The 19,099-nt window shown below is 67.4% G+C and carries 18 protein-coding genes and 1 tRNA gene; 10 read left to right on the top strand and 9 right to left on the bottom strand.

Annotation, left to right across the window (positions count from 1 at the left end; all coding sequences use genetic code 11):
* Window positions 1-243 precede the first annotated feature (243 nt).
* Window positions 244-333: transfer RNA gene (locus tag M9917_RS01160), tRNA-Ser, on the top strand.
* Between the two features lie 126 nt (window positions 334-459).
* Here M9917_RS01160 and M9917_RS01155 read toward each other — a convergent pair.
* Window positions 460-1,743, bottom strand: a complete 1,284-nt coding sequence (locus tag M9917_RS01155) for a hypothetical protein (protein ID WP_297250478.1) — start codon at window positions 1,741-1,743, stop codon at window positions 460-462.
* A 503-nt stretch (window positions 1,744-2,246) separates the two neighbouring features.
* On the opposite strand from M9917_RS01155, the gene M9917_RS01150 reads away from it, so the two are divergent.
* Entirely contained in the window at window positions 2,247-2,528 is a 282-nt protein-coding gene (locus M9917_RS01150) for a hypothetical protein (protein ID WP_297250477.1), read from the top strand.
* A gap of 12 nt (window positions 2,529-2,540) precedes the next feature.
* Here M9917_RS01150 and M9917_RS01145 read toward each other — a convergent pair whose 3' ends face one another.
* From M9917_RS01145 to M9917_RS01120, 6 genes are all read right to left on the bottom strand, one after another.
* Window positions 2,541-2,750 carry a DUF2934 domain-containing protein gene (locus M9917_RS01145; RefSeq protein WP_297250476.1) on the bottom strand — a complete coding sequence of 70 codons (210 nt, stop codon included), beginning with the start codon at window positions 2,748-2,750 and terminating at the stop codon, window positions 2,541-2,543.
* A gap of 130 nt (window positions 2,751-2,880) precedes the next feature.
* Window positions 2,881-3,582 carry an ABC transporter ATP-binding protein gene (locus tag M9917_RS01140; protein WP_297250475.1) on the bottom strand — a complete coding sequence of 234 codons (702 nt, stop codon included), beginning with the start codon at window positions 3,580-3,582 and terminating at the stop codon, window positions 2,881-2,883.
* A complete protein-coding gene (locus M9917_RS01135) occupies window positions 3,582-4,337 on the bottom strand; it encodes an ABC transporter ATP-binding protein (RefSeq protein WP_297250474.1) in 756 nt (251 codons plus the stop codon). Before M9917_RS01135 ends, M9917_RS01140 begins: the two co-directional genes overlap by 1 nt.
* The gene (locus M9917_RS01130; protein WP_297250473.1) at window positions 4,334-5,326 is read right to left on the bottom strand and encodes a branched-chain amino acid ABC transporter permease; all 993 of its coding nucleotides are present in this window, start codon (window positions 5,324-5,326) and stop codon (window positions 4,334-4,336) included. The genes M9917_RS01135 and M9917_RS01130 overlap by 4 nt, the downstream gene beginning before the upstream one ends.
* On the bottom strand, window positions 5,319-6,233 hold the full coding sequence (locus tag M9917_RS01125; RefSeq protein WP_297250472.1) for a branched-chain amino acid ABC transporter permease: 915 nt from the start codon (window positions 6,231-6,233) through the stop codon (window positions 5,319-5,321). Before M9917_RS01125 ends, M9917_RS01130 begins: the two co-directional genes overlap by 8 nt.
* Window positions 6,234-6,519: 286 nt before the next feature.
* Window positions 6,520-7,683, bottom strand: coding sequence for an ABC transporter substrate-binding protein (locus tag M9917_RS01120; RefSeq protein ID WP_297254661.1), 1,164 nt, complete (start codon window positions 7,681-7,683; stop codon window positions 6,520-6,522).
* An 878-nt stretch (window positions 7,684-8,561) separates the two neighbouring features.
* On the opposite strand from M9917_RS01120, the gene M9917_RS01115 reads away from it, so the two are divergent.
* The 8 genes from M9917_RS01115 to M9917_RS01080 all read left to right on the top strand — a co-directional run bounded on the left by M9917_RS01115 (window position 8,562) and on the right by M9917_RS01080 (window position 16,990).
* Complete coding sequence (locus M9917_RS01115; protein ID WP_297250471.1) at window positions 8,562-9,617, top strand: ABC transporter ATP-binding protein; 1,056 nt, start codon at window positions 8,562-8,564, stop codon at window positions 9,615-9,617.
* A 65-nt stretch (window positions 9,618-9,682) separates the two neighbouring features.
* The gene (locus M9917_RS01110; RefSeq protein ID WP_297250470.1) at window positions 9,683-11,200 is read left to right on the top strand and encodes a class I adenylate-forming enzyme family protein; all 1,518 of its coding nucleotides are present in this window, start codon (window positions 9,683-9,685) and stop codon (window positions 11,198-11,200) included.
* A 48-nt stretch (window positions 11,201-11,248) separates the two neighbouring features.
* Window positions 11,249-12,325: an ABC transporter substrate-binding protein gene (locus M9917_RS01105; RefSeq protein WP_297250469.1), complete on the top strand. Its 1,077-nt coding sequence runs from the start codon at window positions 11,249-11,251 to the stop codon at window positions 12,323-12,325.
* A 3-nt stretch (window positions 12,326-12,328) separates the two neighbouring features.
* Window positions 12,329-14,017: an ABC transporter permease gene (locus tag M9917_RS01100; protein WP_297250468.1), complete on the top strand. Its 1,689-nt coding sequence runs from the start codon at window positions 12,329-12,331 to the stop codon at window positions 14,015-14,017.
* A 25-nt stretch (window positions 14,018-14,042) separates the two neighbouring features.
* Window positions 14,043-15,188, top strand: coding sequence for a thiolase family protein (locus tag M9917_RS01095; RefSeq protein WP_297250467.1), 1,146 nt, complete (start codon window positions 14,043-14,045; stop codon window positions 15,186-15,188).
* Complete coding sequence (locus M9917_RS01090) at window positions 15,185-15,610, top strand: Zn-ribbon domain-containing OB-fold protein (protein WP_297250466.1); 426 nt, start codon at window positions 15,185-15,187, stop codon at window positions 15,608-15,610. Before M9917_RS01095 ends, M9917_RS01090 begins: the two co-directional genes overlap by 4 nt.
* Window positions 15,607-16,503, top strand: a complete 897-nt coding sequence (locus M9917_RS01085; protein ID WP_297250465.1) for an SMP-30/gluconolactonase/LRE family protein — start codon at window positions 15,607-15,609, stop codon at window positions 16,501-16,503. The genes M9917_RS01090 and M9917_RS01085 overlap by 4 nt, the downstream gene beginning before the upstream one ends.
* 31 nt (window positions 16,504-16,534) lie before the next feature.
* Window positions 16,535-16,990, top strand: coding sequence for a PaaI family thioesterase (locus M9917_RS01080; RefSeq protein WP_297250464.1), 456 nt, complete (start codon window positions 16,535-16,537; stop codon window positions 16,988-16,990).
* 33 nt (window positions 16,991-17,023) lie between these two features.
* Here M9917_RS01080 and M9917_RS01075 read toward each other — a convergent pair whose 3' ends face one another.
* Window positions 17,024-17,464 (bottom strand): PaaI family thioesterase, encoded by a 441-nt coding sequence (locus M9917_RS01075; protein WP_297250463.1) that lies wholly within the window; start codon window positions 17,462-17,464, stop codon window positions 17,024-17,026.
* A gap of 114 nt (window positions 17,465-17,578) precedes the next feature.
* Entirely contained in the window at window positions 17,579-19,099 is a 1,521-nt protein-coding gene (locus M9917_RS01070) for an aldehyde dehydrogenase family protein (RefSeq protein ID WP_465246309.1), read from the bottom strand.

The raw sequence follows: 19,099 nt of genomic DNA, 5'->3' as shown, positions 1-19,099 counted from the left end.
GCGGGACGGCTATTTGGCAGTCGGTTGCGTGGTGTGGCTTGCTCCTGTCGGCCCGCGACGCAGCGCACGGGCCAAAAGAGATCGGGCGCGGGTTTCCCCGCGCCGGACGCTGCTCGATAGTCGAAAAGGCCGGGTCAGGTCAAGCGAAAGCGGCGGAGGCGGCGGGATTTCGCAGGACCGGATGACTTGCCCCCGGGACGCGGCTTGTGTAGTAAGCGCCTCGCTTCGACCGAAGGCGACCGCGGACAGGTGGCAGAGTGGTTGAATGCACCGCACTCGAAATGCGGCATACCTGCAAGGGTATCGGGGGTTCAAATCCCTCCCTGTCCGCCATTCTTTTTTCGCGCTTGATTTGCACAGCTTGCCAGGAAGCTTCGGCGGACCCAGCAGGCTCGCAGAGCTTCGACTCTCGATTATCGGACCGAAAAATGGACCCATTTTCCGGAAAAATCCGATGCGCTAGGCGAGGTGGTACTCATGCAGCGTTTCGGAAGGGATCGCGACCTGTCCCCAAGCCAGGGGAAGCGAGGTCATGAGATAATGCTGGCTCCTCAGCGCGGTAATGTGATTTGCGCCTATGGAATGGGCGAGTTCATGGGCCGCGATCATGGTCAGCGCTCCGCCCGGTGAATACCGGCTGTGCCGACGGATGTTCACCCAGCTCCGGCCGGTGTTGAAGGCGCCGGCGCCGATCGCGTGCGGATCCCTCCCATCCTTGAGGTTCGGGCCGCAGAAGATCAGGAGATCTGCACCGAGGCCAAATTGATAGAGGTCGCGCCAATGCATGAACGCCGCACCGTTCGGGGCTCTTTGGCCCTGATCGAGGATATAGAGGTCGTTCCTGGGGTTGGGGGCCGTCCAGCTGTCCGGATCGTCGTTCAAGGGTAGCTTGTGCTGGATGCGGCTCCAGCCGCGGGTCACCCTCAGATTGACCTGCTGCTCGAAGAGCAGGTTCAGCATGGGAATCAGGTTGTCGAGTATATAGGTATCGTCGCCCGGCGTCAGAACCGGCCCGAGATGCACCACGCTGAGCGAGCGCTGCCGATGATTGCGGACGATGAGCCTCACCGTGACGACGCGCTTGAGGTCCAGCCGCAGGCTCAGCTCCGTCTCGGCGGGCATCAGGCCACGCACGGTCACGTGGATCCTGCGGCCGCCATTCTCGGCGTCGTGGCTCGACATGCGCACGATGCTGCACACGCCCGGGCCATTGAACTCGAAATTGACCTCGCCCTCGCCCCCGAGAAGCGTGAAAACGAGAACGCGCGTGGCGCCCAGGGGGACCATTTGACAGGCGGGGAGCGACGGATCGCGGCGCGACCAGTCGCCGTCGGCTCCCTGCGCCAGGCGCGCGAGGCTGAAGCCGTATCGATCCGTATCGCCGAACATCGGGTTGGGTGAGCTGACGGCGGCGAAGGTCGGTTTCGGCGGGCGGAGTTCCCATTGCCGCATTTCGGCGTCCAGCGCCGCGATGGTGCGGATCCCGACGATATCGTCGGCCTGCTGCTGGCGCGGCCGCGCGACGATGTCGCGCTTGCGCTTGAAGCTCAGCACGGCGTCGGCGGTTTCGGGGCCGTAGCTGCCGTCGATGCCGATCCCGGCATTGTCGACGCGGTTCAAGGCTGTCTGGATCTTGCTGACGTGGTCGCCCCGCGCTCCACGCATGATGTGGGCCGGATCGCGGGTCGCGGCCGCCTCCAACTTGGAGTCGCCCTTGAAGAGGTTCGAGGTCAATACCGCCATTGCGCGTGCTCGAGAGGCCAGGATCGGATGAGCGTTCCACGCTCGTTTCCCATCTGCATCCGTCATTTGAAGGAGTGGCCGGAGCGTGGCGCTGTCGCCCGGGATCGATGCGCGTTGACCTCCGCCTGCCCGACCACCCTGGCTCCATGCGCCTGCGCGGCCCGCCGCTCGTATTGTTCGTGCGCCTTGTCGTCCTCGGCCAGGGAATCGCGATTGGCCTGGGCAGCATCGGATAGCGCCCGAGAAGGACGATGGATCACTGTTGCCCGTCGTCACCGGACGCCGTGAGAGTGAGAAAGGGAGCGCAATCGCCTCCCAACGGTGCGCTCCCTTCCCGCGGGTGCCAGCCCGCCTCGTCTCGAGTGCCATGTGCGGCTGGCCCATTCCAAGACGAGTGAACAGGCTTTAAGGGCCGAAGGCGCACGGGCGGATTACAGGCCGATTAAAAGCGCGACGGGCGGGCGGGGTTGCGGTCTTTCGCCCGGCGCGGCAAAGATAGCGGCATGATGAGGATATCGCTCGCTGCCAGTCTGGTCGCCGTCATGGTCGCGGGCTGCGTTTCGTCCCGGCCCCAGCCTGCCCCGCAGACGGCGCCCTCGCCAGCCAAGCGCATCGTCCGCGACGGCGGGCAATTGGTCCTTCCCGACGGCACGCGGGTCACGCCCGATTCCACGGGCGGATTCCTGCTGCCGAACGGCGACTATGTGCGCAGCGCCGGAAGCGCGCTCGTGCTGCCGACCGGCGCGCGCTGCCCGGCGAGCTCCGGCGGCTATACCTGCCCCTGACGCCCGGCGCCCTCAGGCCGCGTCGGGCCTGCTGCGACGCGGCTTCGCCTCGGTGGCGGGGCCGTCCGATTCGTCGATCACATGATTGTGGCTGCGGAAGGCCCAGATTTCCTTGGCGGCCTCCCAGTGCTCCCGGTCGCGGCCCTCGGGCCGCCCTTCCTCGATCCACAAGGCATAGGCGATCTTCCTGATCTCGTGCCGGGTCTTGTCATCCTGCTGCATGTCTCGCCTCCATGATCGCGTCCCGATGCGTCATCGGGCCATCCTGGTTCCGGAGAGGGCGACGGCTTCGCCGTGCGCGGGAGCAACGCCGCAGAGGCAGAAATTGTTCCCGCGTCAGATGCGGGCTTCCTCAGACGCCGATATGGCGATGCACCAGCGCCGCATCGGCGCAAAGATCGGCGCTCGAGCCGGACCAGACCGTGCGGCCCTTCTCGATGACGTAGTGCCGGTCGGCGATGCGGCCGAGCACGGCGATGTTCTTGTCGATCAGCAGGATCGCGTGGCCTTGCGCCTTCAGCGCCGCGATGCAGCTCCAGATCTCGGCGCGGATGACGGGTGCCAGCCCTTCCGTCGCCTCGTCGAGGATGAGCAGCCTCGGGTTGGTCATCAGCGCGCGGCCGATCGCGAGCATCTGCTGTTCGCCGCCCGACAGCGTGCGGGCGGACTGGCCGGCGCGCTCGCCGAGGCGCGGGAAGAGGCCGTAGACCCGCTCCAGCGTCCAGGGGCCGGCGCGCTTCAGGCGGTTGGCGGCGGTGGCGACGAGGTTCTCGCGCACGGAGAGCGTCGGGAAGACCTGCCTTCCCTCGGGCACGAGGCCGATGCCGCAGCGGGCGATCCGCTCCGGCGCGAGGCTGCGGATGTCGCGGCCCTCGAAGCTGATCTCGCCACCCTGCGGCGCGATGAGCCCCATGATCGCGCGCACTGTCGTGGTCTTGCCCATGCCGTTGCGGCCGATCAGGGTGACGACCTCGCCCTCGGCGATGTCGAGACCGACATCGAACAGCACCCGGCTCGCGCCATAGGCCGCCTGAAGCTTGCGTATGGCGAGCATCAGGGCCCCCCCTCGCCGAGATAGGCTGAGCGCACCTCGGGGTTGTCGCGGATCTCGGAAGCCGTGCCGGTGGCGATGACGCGGCCATAGACCAGGACCGAGATGCGATCTGCGAGCGCGAAGACCGCGTCCATGTCGTGCTCGACGAGCAGCATGGTGACGCGGCCCTTCAGGGCGGTGAGCATCGCCACCATCTCTTCGCTTTCGGCGTGGCCGAGGCCCGCCATCGGCTCGTCGAGCAGCAGCAGGCGCGGCTCGCAGGCGAGCGCGATGGCGAATTCGAGCTGCTTCTGCTCGCCATGGGAGAGGTCGGCGACCCTGGTCCCGGCGCGATCGCCAAGGCCGGCCGCGGCGAGATGCCGGCGGGCGCCGTCGCGCAAGCCTTCGTCGTACCGGGCCTTGGCTAGGAAGCGGAAGCTGTGGCTCCGGCGCGCCTGCACCGCCAGCGCGACATTGTCGAGCATGGTGAAGTCCGGCAGGAGCTGGGTGATCTGGAAGGTGCGGGCAAGCCCGCGCCTGACGCGGCCTGCCGTCGGCAGGGCGCCGATCTCCTCGCCGGAGAGCCGGATCGAGCCCTCGTCATGCTTCAGCTCGCCGAAGAGCTGGGCGATCAGCGTGGTCTTGCCGGCGCCGTTGGGGCCGATCAACGCGTGGATCTCGCCCTCGCGCAGATCGAGATCGACGCCGTCGCTGGCGGCGAGCCCGCCGAAGCGCTTGCGCAGGCCGCGGATCATGAGGAGCGGCGTTCCGGTCATGGCGCGCGCCTCGCGATCAGCCCGCTGAGCCCGCCCCGGGTGAAGAGCACGACGAGAAGCAGGATCGGCCCGAGCACGAGCTGCCAGTGCTCGGTCCAGCCGGTCAGCACGGTTTCGAGGACGACGAGGGCAGCCGCACCCAGAAGCGGGCCGATCAGCGTGCCGACGCCGCCGAGGATGACCATGATCATCAGCTCGCCCGATTTGGTCCAGTGCAGCATGTCGGGGCTGACGAAGCGCAGGTAGTTCGCCATCAGCGCGCCCGCGAGGCCGCAGCCCATGCCGGAGATGACGAAGGCGGCGAGCTTGTAGCGATAGGGCGCGATGCCGATCGCGGCCATGCGCCGCTCGTTCTGCCGGATGCCGGCGAGCACCATGCCGAAGCGCGAGCCGACGATGCGCCAGAGGGCCAGGAAGACCAGCGCCGTGGCGGCCAGGCAGATGAAATAGAAGGTGATGTCGTCGCGGGTGTCGAGGCCGAAGAGCGCGTTGCGGCGGCGGATGGTCAGCCCGTCGTCGCCGCCATAGGCCTTCAGCGAGACGAACAGGAAGAACAGCATCTGCGCGAAGGCGAGCGTGATCATGATGAACTGCACGCCGCTGGTGCGTAAGGAGAGCGCGCCGATCACGCAGGCGACGAGCCCACCGGCGAGGATGGCGGCCGGCAGCGTGATGAGGAGCTGGTCCGTGCCGGGGATGAAGCCGAGGAAGAGGCCGTCGTCCATCAGGGTGCGGTAGAGGATGGCGACGACATAGCCGCCGATGCCGAAGAAGGCGGCGTGGCCGAAACTGATCATGCCGCCATAGCCGAGCGCCAGGTTGAGGCTGGCGGCGGCGATGGCGTAGATCAGCACGCGCGTCGCCAGCGTGACCAGCGCCGGCTGGCCGAGCGCCTGGACCGCGAAGGGCAGGGCGACGAGCGCGGCGGCGACAAGCACGAGCGCCGTCGCGCGGCCGAAAGCAGGCTTGCGGGACGAGGCGTCAGGCATGGGCGGGGAACAATCCCTTGGGCCGCACCAGAAGCACGATCGCCATCAGCAGATAGATCCCCATCGAGGCGAGGCCGGCGCCGAGCGCGTCCGCCTCCGGGCCCGTCATGACGTGGCGCAGCAGGCCCGGCGCGAAGGCGCGCAAGCCGGTGTCGACGAGCCCGACGATCAGCGCGCCGAAGAAGGCGCCGCGGACCGACCCGACGCCGCCGATCACCACCACGACGAAGGTCGTGATCAGGATCTGCTCGCCCATGCCGACCTGCACGGCCAGGATCGGCCCGGCCATCAGCCCGGCAAGGCCCGCGAGCAGGGCGCCGAGCCCGAAGACGACGGTGTAGAGCAGGCGGATGTCGACGCCGAGCGCGCGCACCATCTCGCGATGGGTGGCGCCGGCGCGCACCAGCATGCCGGTGCGGCTGCGGTTGATCAGCAGGTAGAGCCCGAGCGCCACGGCAAGCCCGACCGCGATGATCGCGAGGCGATAGACCGGGTAGCTCAGCCCCGGCAGGAGCTGGACGGAGCCGTTGAGCGCGGGCGGCACGGGCACGAAAAGCGGCTGGCGCCCGAACAGGATGGTGACGCCCTGGTTGAAGATCATGATCAGCGCGAAGGTCGCCAGCACCTGGTCGAGATGGTCGCGCGCATAGAGCCGGCGCAGCACGAGAAGCTCGATCGCCATGCCGGCGAGCCCGGCGGCTGAGAGCCCGGCGAGCACGGCGAGCGGGAACGAGCCGGTCCCGGCGGCCGTGAAGACGGCGGCATAGGCACCGACCATGTAGAGCGAGCCATGGGCGAGGTTGATCACGCCCATGATCCCGAAGATCAGCGTCAGCCCGGCCGCGAGCAGGAACAGCATCACGCCGAACTGCAGGCCGTTGAGCAATTGTTCGAGAACGAGCGTCATCGTGGCGGCAGCCGGGCAGTCCCGACAAAAGCGCGAGGAACCCTCGCCTGTAAGGAGAGGGCAGGGTGAGGTGTAGGCCGCTGGACCAGTGACGCGGACGTGGCGGTCGGGTTCAGGCTCATGATCTCTCTCCCGAACACCTCAACCCTTGCCCCTCTCGCTGATCTCGGGCTCGCCCGAGATCAGCGCTCGAAGTGTCGAAGCCGGCAACACCCGGCTTCGATGCAGGAGAGGGGGTCCCGCGCCTTATCTCATCGTTGTCCGTGCGAACCGGCGTCGGCCTGGCTCAGAGCTTGCAGTCCTTGGCGTAGAAATCGCCATGGTTGCTCAAGACCTTGCCGACGGTCTTCAGGACCGGCGTGCCGTCCGCGCCCTTTTCCGCCTTCAGCGCGTACCAGTCCTGCACGGGGTGCTGGTTCGGGCCGAACTTGAAGGCGCCGCGCACCGACTGGAAATCGGCCTTGGCGAGCGCCGCGCGCAGCGCCGGCACGTCGGTCTTGCCGCCGGTCGCCTTCAGCGCCGAGGCGATGGCGCGCGCGGTGTCGTAGCCCTGGCTCGCGTAATAGGTCGGCACGCGGTTATAGGCCTTGGTGAAGGCTGCGACGAATTCCTTGCTCGCCGGGTTGTCGAAGTCCGTGTTCCACTGGCTCGTCACGTCGACGCCGAGCGCGGCCTCGCCGACCGCCTTCAGCGTGGTGGCGTCGAGCGAGGGCGAGGCCAGCACCATCGGGATCTTCCCGAGCAGGCCCGCCTGCTGGTACTGGCGCAGGAAGGCGATGCCGAGCCCGCCCGGATGGAACTGGAAGACGACGTCCGGCTCGGCCGCGCGGATCTGCGCCATCTCGGGGGCGTAGTCGGTCTGGTCGAGGCGGGTATAGACCTCGCCGGCGATCGCGCCCTTGAACAGGCGCTTGAAGCCGGTCAGCGCGTCCTTGCCGGCCTGGTAGTTCGGGGCGAGGATGAACGCCTTCTTATAGCCGAGATTGGTGGCGTGCTGGCCGGCGCTCTCGTGCAGGTTGTCGTTCTGCCAGGAGACGACGAAGTAGTTCTGGTGGCACTCCTTGCCGGCGAAGTTGGACGGCGCGGCGTTGGGGCTGACATAGAGCGCGCCGGAATCGACGATGTCGGGCACGGCGGCGCCGGCGACGTTCGAGAAGACGATGCCGGTCATGATCTTGGCGCCGTCGGTCTTCAGCATCTTCTCGGCGATCTGCTTGCCCTGGCCGGGCTTGAGGGCGTCGTCCTCGACCATGAGCTCGACCGGCACGCCGCCGAGCTTGCCGCCCTCCATCTCGATGGCGAGCTTGAAGGCGTCGCGGATGTCCTGGCCGAGATAGCCGCCGGGGCCCGACAAGGTGGTGATCATGCCGATCTTGACCGGCTGTTGGGCGAGCGCCGTGGACGCCGCCAGCGTGGCCGCGATGCCGAAAAGCAATCCGCGCAGTTTCATCATGGACTCCCGTCGTTCCGTTCCGTTTTTTGAGAGAATGCGACGCAGGCTTTCCGCCCGTGCCGCGCTCATGGGTGTTCCCGTCGCAGGATTGCCGCGCCTCGCGCCGGGCGCAAGCCGGCTTCGCTTACTATTCCAGCATGGGCGGCGCTGAAAAGGGCGCGGCCTCGATTTCGCGAAGGCGCGCTTCCACCGCAGCCTGCCCACGATGCAGAATTGCCGCGGCGACCCCGCGCAGCCATTCGGTCATGTCCGGTCTTCCCGGCCATGCGCGCTGCCGACAGCCCGTGGCGGGCCGTGGTCGGAACAGGCTGCACGCATCGATGTATACAAAGATATGCAATGAGGCGGAGGCGCAGCCATCGCGGCAGCGGCAACCCCTGCCCGGAGGCCTTCATGGCGGATTCGACGATCGGCCGTGGCGGGGACGTTCCTGTCGTGCCTGTCTCGCGCGCCGAACAGGCATAGTCCCGGCTGAAGGAAATCGACCTCGCGCAAAGGCTCGGCGTCAGCCCGGGCAGCCTCATGCGGACGGCCCTGGGACGGGGGCCGATCGTCGCGCAAGACTGCGAGCAGGGGCTGCGCGAACCCTCCGCCCTGCGAGGCGCCCTGGAGGGCGCTGCGATGAACAGGGCGCGACAAGCTGTCGCCTCGTCCTCATGCAGGCGGGGATCAACATCGCGCGAAAATGCTCCGGAGCCCATGGTTCGGCAATGCGGTTCTTTCGGAGAAATGCGATGATGCCTTGGGCAGGGCGCGGCCATGGTCGGTGGAATTCCTCCAGCTTGACACATACATTCCGCTGTATACAAATGCACTCAAACAAGAAGGGGGGATCTGACCAGCAGGCTTCGCTCCTGACCCGGGGATAGGAACGAATGAGCAGTATCGAGCTTGCTGCCGTCTCAAAACGCTATGATGCGGTCTCCGCCGTCGCCGACGTGACGCTGGCGATCGAGCCCGGCACCTTTGTCACGCTCCTTGGCCCGAGCGGTTCCGGCAAGACGACCACCATGCGGATGATTGCCGGGCTCGAGAAGCCCAGCACCGGGACCATCTCGATCGGCGGGCGCATCGTCAGCGGCAATGGCGTCTTCGTGCCGACCTATCGTCGCCGCCTCGGCATGGTCTTCCAGAGCTATGCGGTGTGGCCGCACAAGACGGTGCGCGAGAACGTCGCCTTTCCCCTGAAGATGCTGCGTGTGGACCGCGCCGAGCAGCACAAGCGCGCCGACAGCATGCTGGAGAAGGTCGGTCTCGACGGCTATGGCGAGCGCTATCCTTCCCAATTGTCCGGCGGCCAGCAGCAACGTGTCTCGTTGGCCCGCGCCCTGGTCGCCGAGCCGCAGGTCATCCTCTTCGACGAGCCGCTCTCGAATCTCGACGCCAAGCTGCGGGATTCCATGCGCGAGCTCATCCACGAGCTGCATCGCGCCATCGGAACCACCTCAATCTACGTCACGCACGACCAGGCGGAAGCGATGGTGCTGTCCGACCGGATTCACATCATGCACAACGGCCGCCTGGTCCAGAGCGGGACGCCGGAAGACCTCTACGAGCGTCCGGCGAGCCGCTTCGTCGCCGAGTTCATCGGAGCGGCGAACACCATCAAGGTCGCGGCGGTCGATCGTGCCGCCATGGGGGTCAAGCTCCGCGAAGGCTCTTCCCTCGCGGTCGGGAGGCTCGACGACCGCTCGAGCGAGAGCATCCTCGTCGTCCGGCCCCATCAATTGCGCCTCGTCGACGCGGCCGCGAGCAATGTGCTGCCCGGTACGATCAGGTCCGCGAGCTATCTGGGTGATCGCCGCCGCTATCACATCGAGCTTGCCACGGGAGAGCCCGTGGCGGTCGAGGTCGATTCGAGCGACAGCCGGGGCTGCGTCGGTGAGCGCGTGTTCGTCCATTTCCCGCCCGAGCACTGCGTGGTGATCTGAATGACCGCCGCCGCGGCAGCGCGGCGGTGCCGATATGATAATGCGTGAATGCCGGAGGAGGCTGCATGCCGACGATCGACGCCGTTCTGTCACGGGCCGCCCTCGCGGCGCCAGAACAGCTCGCCGTTCGCGAATGGAGCACGGGACGCAGCCTCACCTATGATGCGCTCGACAGGGCGGTTTCCGCATTGGCCGGCTGGATGGCCGCCAGGGGCTTCGGTGCCGGCGCCGCCGTCGCGATCCACCTGCCGAACTCGGCGGATTTCCTGATCGCGCAGTTCGCCTCCTTCCGCTCGAGCGGGGTCGCGGCCTATGTCAATTTCCGGCTCGCGGCCAGCGAGGCGGCGCGCCAGATCGGGTTGAGCGGCGCCCGCTTCGTCGTGACCACGGCGGCCAAGGCGCAGGAGCTGCGCGGCCTTCTGGAAGGCACGGAGGTGGTTTTCGTGCTGAGCGACGGCGCCGGCCCCGCGGGCGAAAGCCTGGCCGGGATCGTGGCCGCGGGGGGCGACGTGGCGAGCCCCGAAGGGCGCGAGGACAGCGACGCCATCATCCGTTTCACCTCCGGCTCGACCGGCGCCCCCAAGGGCGTGGTCGTCTCGCATCAGGCCTGGCTGATCCGCGCCGTCTCGATTCTCGCGGAGGAAATCCAGGTCTGCCCCTATTCGACCACGCTGCTCCTCGGCCCGCTCTCCCATCAGGCCGGGCTCTTCGTCCTCCCGACCTTCATGCGCCGCGGCACGCTGCTGATCCTGGAAAAATTCGATGCGGACGACGTCGCCAGGATCCTCGCCACCGAACGGGTGTCCTGCTCGCAGATGGTGCCGACCATTCTCGGTTTCGTGCTGGAGAATGCGGCCTCGCGCGAGGCGTTGCGGCTCTCGGGCGTCAGGCAGCTCGTCTATGGCGGCTCGCCGGCGCGCGCGAGCCTCGTCGAGGAGACGCTGGCGCTGCTGCCGCAAACCGAGCTGATGCATGTCTACGGCTCGCATGAAGCCGGCTCGATCAGCCATCTCGACGGCGCCGGCCATCGCAACCCGCAGCTGCGCGGCAGCGCCGGCACGCCCTTCCTGGCCGCGCAGGTGCGGGTCGCGCGGCCGGACCGGGACGGGATCGGCGAGATCGAGGTCAAGGCGCCGTGGCTGCCGCACGCCCGCATCACCGAAGCGGGCCGCGAAACCCTGACCGCTGAATGGGCTGCGACGGGCGACCTCGGCGAGATGAAGGACGGCTACATCTTTCTGCGCGACCGCATGAACGACGTCATCATTTCCGGCGGCTTCAACGTCTACCCGGCCGAGGTCGAGCGGGTGATCAACGATTTCCCCGCCGTGCGGGACTCCGCCGTGGTCTCGGCGCCGGACGATCGCTGGGGCGAGCGGGTCGTCGCCTTCGTCGCCGTCCGCAACCCGTCGGACTTCTCCCCCGAGGCCCTCCAGCAGCATTGCCGCGCCTCGCTCGCGAGCTACAAGGTGCCGAAGGAAATCCACGCCATTGCCGCGATCCCCCTCAACGCGAACGGCAAGCCGGACCGGCGCGCCTTGAGCGATCCGATCTGGGCCGGGCGCAGCCGCCGCATCAATTGACGTTCTGGTCGGGCCGAAACGTAACGAAGAAAGAAACGGGAGGAAGACATGAGGCATGCGCTTTTCGCCGCTGTATTGGCGGCCCTCGGCATGGCGACGCCCGCCTTGTCGCAGGAAAAGCTTTCGATCACGCCGGAGCTCGTCAAGGCCGCCGAGGCGGAAGGGCAGCTGACGCTGCTCTACTCTTCCCCGCTCAACGCCATGCAGGCCCTGAGCGAAGCCTTCAACCGCGAGTTCCCGCGCATCCGGGTGAACCTCGAGCGCAAGGCGGGCGCGAGCGGCGTCCAGGCCCTGCTCCAGGAAAGCGCGGCCGGCGTCCATCGCATCGACGTGTTCCAGGGAACCGAGATGAGCGCCAACGAGATGCTGCTCAAGGAAAAGCTCCTGGCGGCCATCGTGCCCGACACCGCGAGCAATTTCCCGGAGAAGACCCTGTCCCTCTCCCCCTACCTCTACTACCCCGACCAGAATCGCTCGGTGATCATGTACAATCCGAAGCTCGTCACCGAGCAGGAGGCGGAGAAGCTCAAGAACTGGGACGGCATCCTCGACCCGGCCTTCCGCGACCGGGTCAGCATCGTCGAGCCGACCTTCGGCGTCACCCTCGCGCCGTTGCTCTACGTCATGAACACGCCCTCGCTCGGCGAGGACTTCCTCAAGAAGCTGAAGGGGCAGAACCCGGCGATCTTCGTCAACACCGCCCAGGCGCGCGACGCCGTGGTCTCCGGCCAGAAGCCGATCTCCTGGGGCGCGCAATGGGAGAGCATCGTCTTCAGCGAATATGAGCGGGGCGCGCCGATCCGCTTCATCTACCCGGCTCCGACCGTCGAATACGGCACGAACGGCTGGGGCGTGCTGAAGAATGCGCCCAATCCGAATGCTGCCCGCCTGTTCTTCGCCTGGGTGATGAGCCGCAAGGGCGCGATCGCCATGATGGAGCCGGCCTATAACGGGCTTCCCGCCTTCAAGGGCGTCGACGACACCCGCGGCATCGTTCCCAAGCTGAAGACCGAGCCCTGGTTCGCCTTCCCCACGCAGACCTGGAACCCGGATATCCAGGACTGGATCTCCAATGGCCGCAAGTACCAGGAAACCTGGACGCGGATCATGAAGGCGCGCGGCTGAGGCATGGCACGGCGCCTGGCCCTGTCCCTGAGTCTGCCGCGCTGGGCGCTGCTCCTCGCGATCATCTGGCTCGCGGGGTTGCCGGTTCTCGCCGTGTTCGTCGGCTCGATGCAGGCGGGCACCGGCGGGGGCTTCACGACGAGCCATCTGCAAAAGGTCTTTCTCACCACCAGCTACCTGCCGGCGCTGGTCTCGACCCTGGAGCTCGGCCTCTATGTCGGGCTGGGGTCGACCTTCGTGGGCACCGTCATCGCCTGGCTGATGTCGCGGCTGCGTCCGCCCGGCGGCTTCGTGCTCGAGATCGGCATCATGGCGCCGATCTTCATCTCGCCCTTCATCGGCGCCGTCGGCTGGCTGACCCTCGGCCAGTCGCAGACGGGCATGCTGAACGTGGCGCTGCGCGCGCTCGGGCTGCCGGGCTTCGACATCATCAGCTACTGGGGCGCGGTCTTCATCATGGCGCTCTTTTTCGTGCCTTACGCCTATTCGCTGGTGCGCCACTCCCTCGACCGCCTCAATCCGGAACTGGAGGAGGCGGCCGCCATCTGCGGCGCGGGGCCGATCCGGACCGCGCTCGGCGTCGTCCTGCCGCTGCTCTGGCCGTCCCTGCTTTCGGCGGTGATCATCATCTTCGTGCTCGCGGCGGAGATGTTCTCGATCCCGGGGCTGCTTCTCGTGCCCTATGGCTACGAGGTCCTCTCCTACATCATCTATGACCGCACGACCCATTGGCCGATCGATTACGGCGAAGCCTCCGCCGTGGGGCTCATCCTGCTGCTGGTGACCGCCTTCGGCATGCTGCTTTACGCCCTGTCCATCCGGGTCCAGGAGCGCTTCGTCACGGTCGGGCCGCGCTCGCCGCGGGTCGGCTCTGCGGGCGGGTTCGACCTGAAGCGGACGCTCGCCCTCGGCGCGATCCTGTTCTTCATCCTGCTGAGCTGCATCCTGCCGATCGGAGCCATCGCGCTACGAGCGCTGCTGCCCTATTTCTCGGGCAGCTTCGCGTTCTCCGATCTGACCTGGAGCAATATCAACACGACCTTCTCCGACCGGCTCGCCATCACCTCGCTGCGCAACAGCCTGATCGTCACGGTCGTCTCGACGGTGCTCCTGCTGACGCTCGCCTTCCTGGTGGCCCTTGGACGGGTGCGCTATCGCGACCGCATCTCGACCCTCACCTGGATCATCGCCAGCATCCCGGTCGCCGTTCCCGGCGTGCTGGTCGGCGTCGGGCTGATCTGGCTCTATATCGGCACGCCCGTCTACGCGACGATCAGCATCATCGTCCTGGTGATGCTCGCCCGCTTCCTGCCGATGCTGGTGCGGCTCTTCGAGACCGGCCTCCTGCAGCTCGGCAAGGAGCTCGAGGAGGCGGCCTTCGTCTGCGGCGCCTCGAACCTGACGGTCACGCGCGAGATCAGGCTGCCGCTGCTCGCCGGCACCATCCGCTCCGCCGCCACCATCGGCGGCACCCAGGTCTTCAACGAGCTCACCGCATCGGCGCTGCTCTTCACCAGCGCCTCCAGCGTGCTGCCGGTGGTCATCTTCAACTACATGTTCGATGGCGACTACTCGCGGGCGACCGCCCTGGCGCTGGTTCAGGTCGCGATCGTCGGCGGCGCGCTCGCTCTCACGGGCATCGCGGTGCTCATCATCCGGCTTTGGAGAAACCATCGGCGGCGACCCGCATAGGTCGCGTGCCGGAAAGGAGGGAGCTTTGTCTCTTACCAGCAACCGCAAGGACAGCGTCGCGGTCGTCGGCGTCGGGATGACCGATTTCGGCAAATTGCCCGATCACGACGCGACCTCGCTCGGCATCTGGGCGCTGCGCAATGCCGCCGAGGATGCCGGCCTGACGCTCAAGGACATCGACGGCATCGCCTTCCACCGCTTGAGCGACTATCAGAAGTTCATCCAGATCACGAGCATGTCGCCGCGCCTGCTGACGGTGAACCCCGGCGCCGGGCGCATGCTGGGCGGCACCCTGCAGATCGCGGTGCAGGCGATCCTCTCGGGCATGCTCGACACGGTCGCGGTGGTCTACGGCAATGACGGCCGGACCGCGGGCGCGCGCTATGGCGGCAAGGAGGACCGTTACGGGACCAGCGCCGAACAGCTCTGGTTCCCCTATGGGATGACCTCGCCCGGCGCCATCCATGCCATGGCGTTCCAGCGGCATGCGGCGCTCTACGGCACCACGATCGAGCAGCTCGCAACCATCTCGCGCACCTTCCGCGACCATGCGCTGCTCAACCCCGGCGCGGTGATGCGCAAGCCGATCTCGATGCAGGACTATCTCGACGCGCCGTTCATCTGCGAGCCGCTGCGCCGGCTGGACTACTGCCTCATCAACGACGGCGGCGTGGCGATGATCCTGACCAGCGGCGAGCGCGCCAGGGACATGCGCCGCAAGCCCGTCTACCTGCGCGGGATGGCGCAGCTCTCGCGCCTCGCCCAGGGCGAGCTGCCCGAGGATTTCGGCTATGCGACGATGCAGCAGGTGTCCGGTCGCGTGCACGAGATGGCGGGCGTCTCGCGCGAGGACGTGGCCGCGCTGATGATCTACGACAATTTCACGCCGACCGTGCTCTTCACGCTCGAAGGCTTCGGCTATTGCCCGCGCGGCGAGGGCGGCCGGTTCGTCGAGGACGGCGTGCTGAGCCTGAAGGGCCGCTATCCGACCAACACGAATGGCGGGCATCTGTCCGAAAGCTACATGCAGGGCTGGTCCCTCAATGTCGAGGCGGTCCGGCAGGTGCGCGGCGAGCTCGGGACACGCCAGGTTCCCGAAGCGGGCATCGTCCAGTATCTGCAGGGGGGGCCGCTGAGCACCTCCGTCATCTACGGAAGGGAGCCGTCATGAGCGCCTATCAGAAGCCGCTGCCGGTGATCGACGATCATAACCGGCGCTACTGGGCGGCCACGCGGGAAGGGCGGCTGGAGCTGCCGCGCTGCGATGCCTGCGGCGCCTTCCACACCTATTTCGAGCCGTGGTGCAATGCCTGCGGCCATGAGGGCGTGCATTGGGAGCAGCTCTCCGGCCGCGGCCGCATCTGGGCGAACTGCCGCTTCCACAAGGTCTATTTCCCCGGCTTCGAGACGCCCTACAACGTCGCCATGGTCGAGCTCGAGGAGGGCCCGCGCCTGGTGACCAATATCGTCGGGCTCGAGCACGGCACCCTCGACGAGATGCCGATCGGCCTGGCGGTGGAGGTGGTCTTCGATGCGGTGACGCCCGAGGTCACGCTGGTGAAGTTCAAGCCGGCGGGAAAGGCAGCCGCGTGAGCGCGTCCTGGGTGAAAATCGACGCCCCGGCCTCGATCCTCGGGGAAGGGCCGGTCTGGTCGGGGCGGGAGCAGGTTCTCTACTGGCTCGACGTCGTCGGCAAGGCGATCTTCCGCCTCGATCCGGCGACGGGTGAGGTTCGGACGCGCGCATTGCCCTATGCGCCGAGCGCGATCGTGCCGCGCGCGGATGGCGGGCTCCTGCTCGTCACCAAGAAGGGGATGGCCCTGCTCGACGATTTCGCGGCGGAGCCCCGCAGCGTCCCGCTGCCCGGAATCGACTTCTCGCAGGAGGTGTTCAACGACGCCGCCTGTGACGCGGCGGGGCGGCTATGGGTCGGCACCCGCGATTTCAACGTGCGCGAGCCGAAGGGGCGGCTCTTCAGGGTCGATGCCGGGCTGACCCTGGAGCAGCAGGACGAGGGCTTCGTCGTCTCGAACGGCATCGCCTGGAGCCCCGACGGCGGGACGCTCTATCACGTCGATAGCCGGCCCGGCTGCGTCTATGCCCATGATTTCGATATGGCGACGGGCACCCTGCGTAATCGCCGGGTCTTTCTCGACTACAGCGCGATGGATGTGGCCGGCCATCCCGACGGCTGCACCGTCGATGCGGAAGGCGGCTTGTGGATTGCCGAGGTCGAGGGCTGGCGGGTCGCGCGCTACACGCCGGACGGGCGCCTCGATCGCGAGATCAGGTTGCCCTTCAAGAAGCCCACCAGCGTCATGTTCGGCGGCGCCGGCCTCGACCGGCTCTTCATCACCTCCATGCAATTTCGCCTGACCGATCAGGAGCTTCTGGACCAGCCGTTGGCCGGCAGCCTCCTCGTGGTGGAGCCCGGCGTGAAGGGGTTGCCCGAGCCTGCGTTCCGGCTTGGCGGCGCGACCGTTTGATCTATTCCCGCATCAGAGTGAAGCACGACCGATGGAAGACGACCAGGAGATCGCCCGCCTCGTGGAAGAGGGCTGGGAGCAGATGAAGGACAGCGGCTTTGTCGGCCTGGTAGGGCCTTTCCTCTTCAGGCGGGACGAGGAAGGCCCGTCCTTCCGCTTTCCGACCCGCGGAAAGCACCGCAACCGCAACGGCGCGCTGCAGGGCGGCGCCTTGATGACGTTCATCGATCGCTCGCTCGGCGCCACGGCGCGCGCGCTGACCGGCGCCGCGCATACGGCCACCGTGCAGCTCAGCCTGAGTTTCGTCGACGCGGTGCGCATCGGCGATGTCGTTCAGGTGCGCCCCGTCATGGTCAGGGCGACGAAGCAGCTCATCTTCATGAACGGCGTGTTCCTGGTGGACGAGCGCATCGTGGCGACGGCCAACGGGGTCTGGAAACAGATCAAGGGGCCGTTGTCGCAGACCACTTCGGAGGTCCCCGCCTAGGGAAGGCCGCGTTTTCGCGCGAAGCAGCGGACCCTAAGCCTTCGCCTTGGCATCGGACCGGCCCGACCGGGTATCCACGATGCGCATCGTGCCGAGCGCATGGGCGACCACGCGGCCTTTCGCATCCTCCGCGAAGGCTTCCGTGCTGGCGATGGACCTGCCCTGCCGGACCACCCGTCCCCGCGCCACCAGGTCGCCGCCTCCGGCGGTGACGAAATTCACCGACATGGAGACGGTCGTCACGCCCTGTCCCTCGCTCAACAATGTGCGGGCGGCTATTCCCATGGCGGCGTCCAATAGCGACATGATCGCCCCGCCATGGATGTCGCCATGGCTGTTGGCGATGTCCGGCTGGGTCGCCAGGTGCACGATGGATGTGCCGGGCGCGGGCGCCGGCTCCGACCGCAGGCCGATATGGCGGTAGAACGGCCGGGTGGTGGCCGGATCGACGGCCGTCGGAGTGGTGTCGCTCATCATCGTCCTCCCGGAGCGCGTGCCGATCGGATCACGCTTTCTCCATCAACACGTCAGACATCCGGCATGGGTGCATCCGGCGGACCGGCCGACGGATGCACCCGCTGACGACCCTCAGCCCAGATTGGTGGTGATGGCCTTTGTCTCCAGATAGTTCGACAGCACCGCCTGCCCCATTTCGCGGCCCCAGCCCGACTGCTTGTAGCCGCCGAAGGGCAAGGCGGCGTCGAACACATGGTAGCAGTTGATCCAGACCGTGCCGGCGCGCAGCCGGTGGGCGATCTGCTGGGCCTTGCCCTGGCTGCGCGACCAGACGCCGGCCGCAAGCCCGTACACGGAGTTGTTGGCCTCCGCGATCAGCGCGTCGTCCACCTCGTCGAACGGGGTCGCCACCAGCACCGGGCCGAAGATTTCCTCACGGACAACCTTCATCTCCGGCTTGGTGTCGACGAGGATGGTCGGCGGCACGAAATAGCCCTGGCCGCCCAGCCCCTCGCCGCCGCAGGTGGCGCGCGCGCCCTCGCTTCGGCCGGAGGCCAGATAGCCGGTCACGCGCTCATACTGGACCTGCGACACCAGCGGCCCCATCTGCGTGTCTTCCGTCAGGCCGTGGCCGAGCTTGATCTTCCGGGCTTCCGCCGTCAGGCCCTCGACCACGCGGTCGAAGATGTTCTTCTGCACGAACAGGCGCGAGCCCGCATTGCAGCACTGGCCGTGATTGAAGAAGATCGACGCCGCGCAGCCGGGGATGGTGATGTCGAGATCGGCATCGCCGAGCACGATGTTCGGCGATTTGCCGCCGAGTTCGAGGCTGACCTTCTTGAGGTCGTTGGAGGCCGCCCTGACGATGAGCCGGCCCACCTCGGTCGAGCCGGTGAACGCGATCTTGTCGACGTCGGGATGGCCGGAGAGGGCGGCACCGGCGGTCTCGCCGAAGCCGGTGACGATGTTGACGACACCGGCCGGCAGGCCCGCCTCCAGCATGATCTCGCCGAGCCGCAGCGCGGAAAGCGGCGTCTCTTCGGCCACCTTCAGCACCACGGTGCAGCCGGTGGTCAGCGCGGGCGCCAGCTTCCAGGCGGCCATGAGCAGCGGGAAGTTCCAGGGGATGATCTGCCCGACGACGCCGATGGGCTCGAGCCGGGTGGCGGAGACGAGGTCGAGCCCCGGCGCGGCCAGCGCGGAAATCGGGATCGTCTTGCCCTCGATCTTCGTCGCCCAGCCCGACATGTAGTGGAACATGTCCGCCGACAGGGCGACGTCGGCGGCCTTCGCCACCACCTTCGGCTTGCCGTTGTCGATCGCCTCGAGTTCGGCGAGCTCATCCGCATGCTCGAGGATCAGATCGCCGATCTTGTGGAGGAGCCGGCCCCGCGCCGAGGGGGTCATGCGCGCCCAGGGGCCCGTCTCGAAGGCGCGGCGTGCCGCCTTCACGGCCAGGTCGATATCCGCCTTGTCGCCTTCGGGGACATTGGCGATGACATCGCCGGTCGCCGGGTCATGCGTCGCGAAGGTCTTGCCGGATTGCGCCTGGACCCACCGGCCGTCGATGAGCATCGCGCGCTCGGAAGCCAGCCAGCGCTCCACCGCCGGCGACAGGGCAGGCCGTGTCTTGGGAATCACATGCTCGTTCAT

This window comes from Bosea sp. (in: a-proteobacteria), from assembly GCF_023953965.1.
GTDB lineage: Bacteria > Pseudomonadota > Alphaproteobacteria > Rhizobiales > Beijerinckiaceae > Allobosea.
The sequence above is the reverse complement of the archived record's forward strand: the minus strand, read 5'-3'. Positions and strand labels throughout refer to the sequence as shown.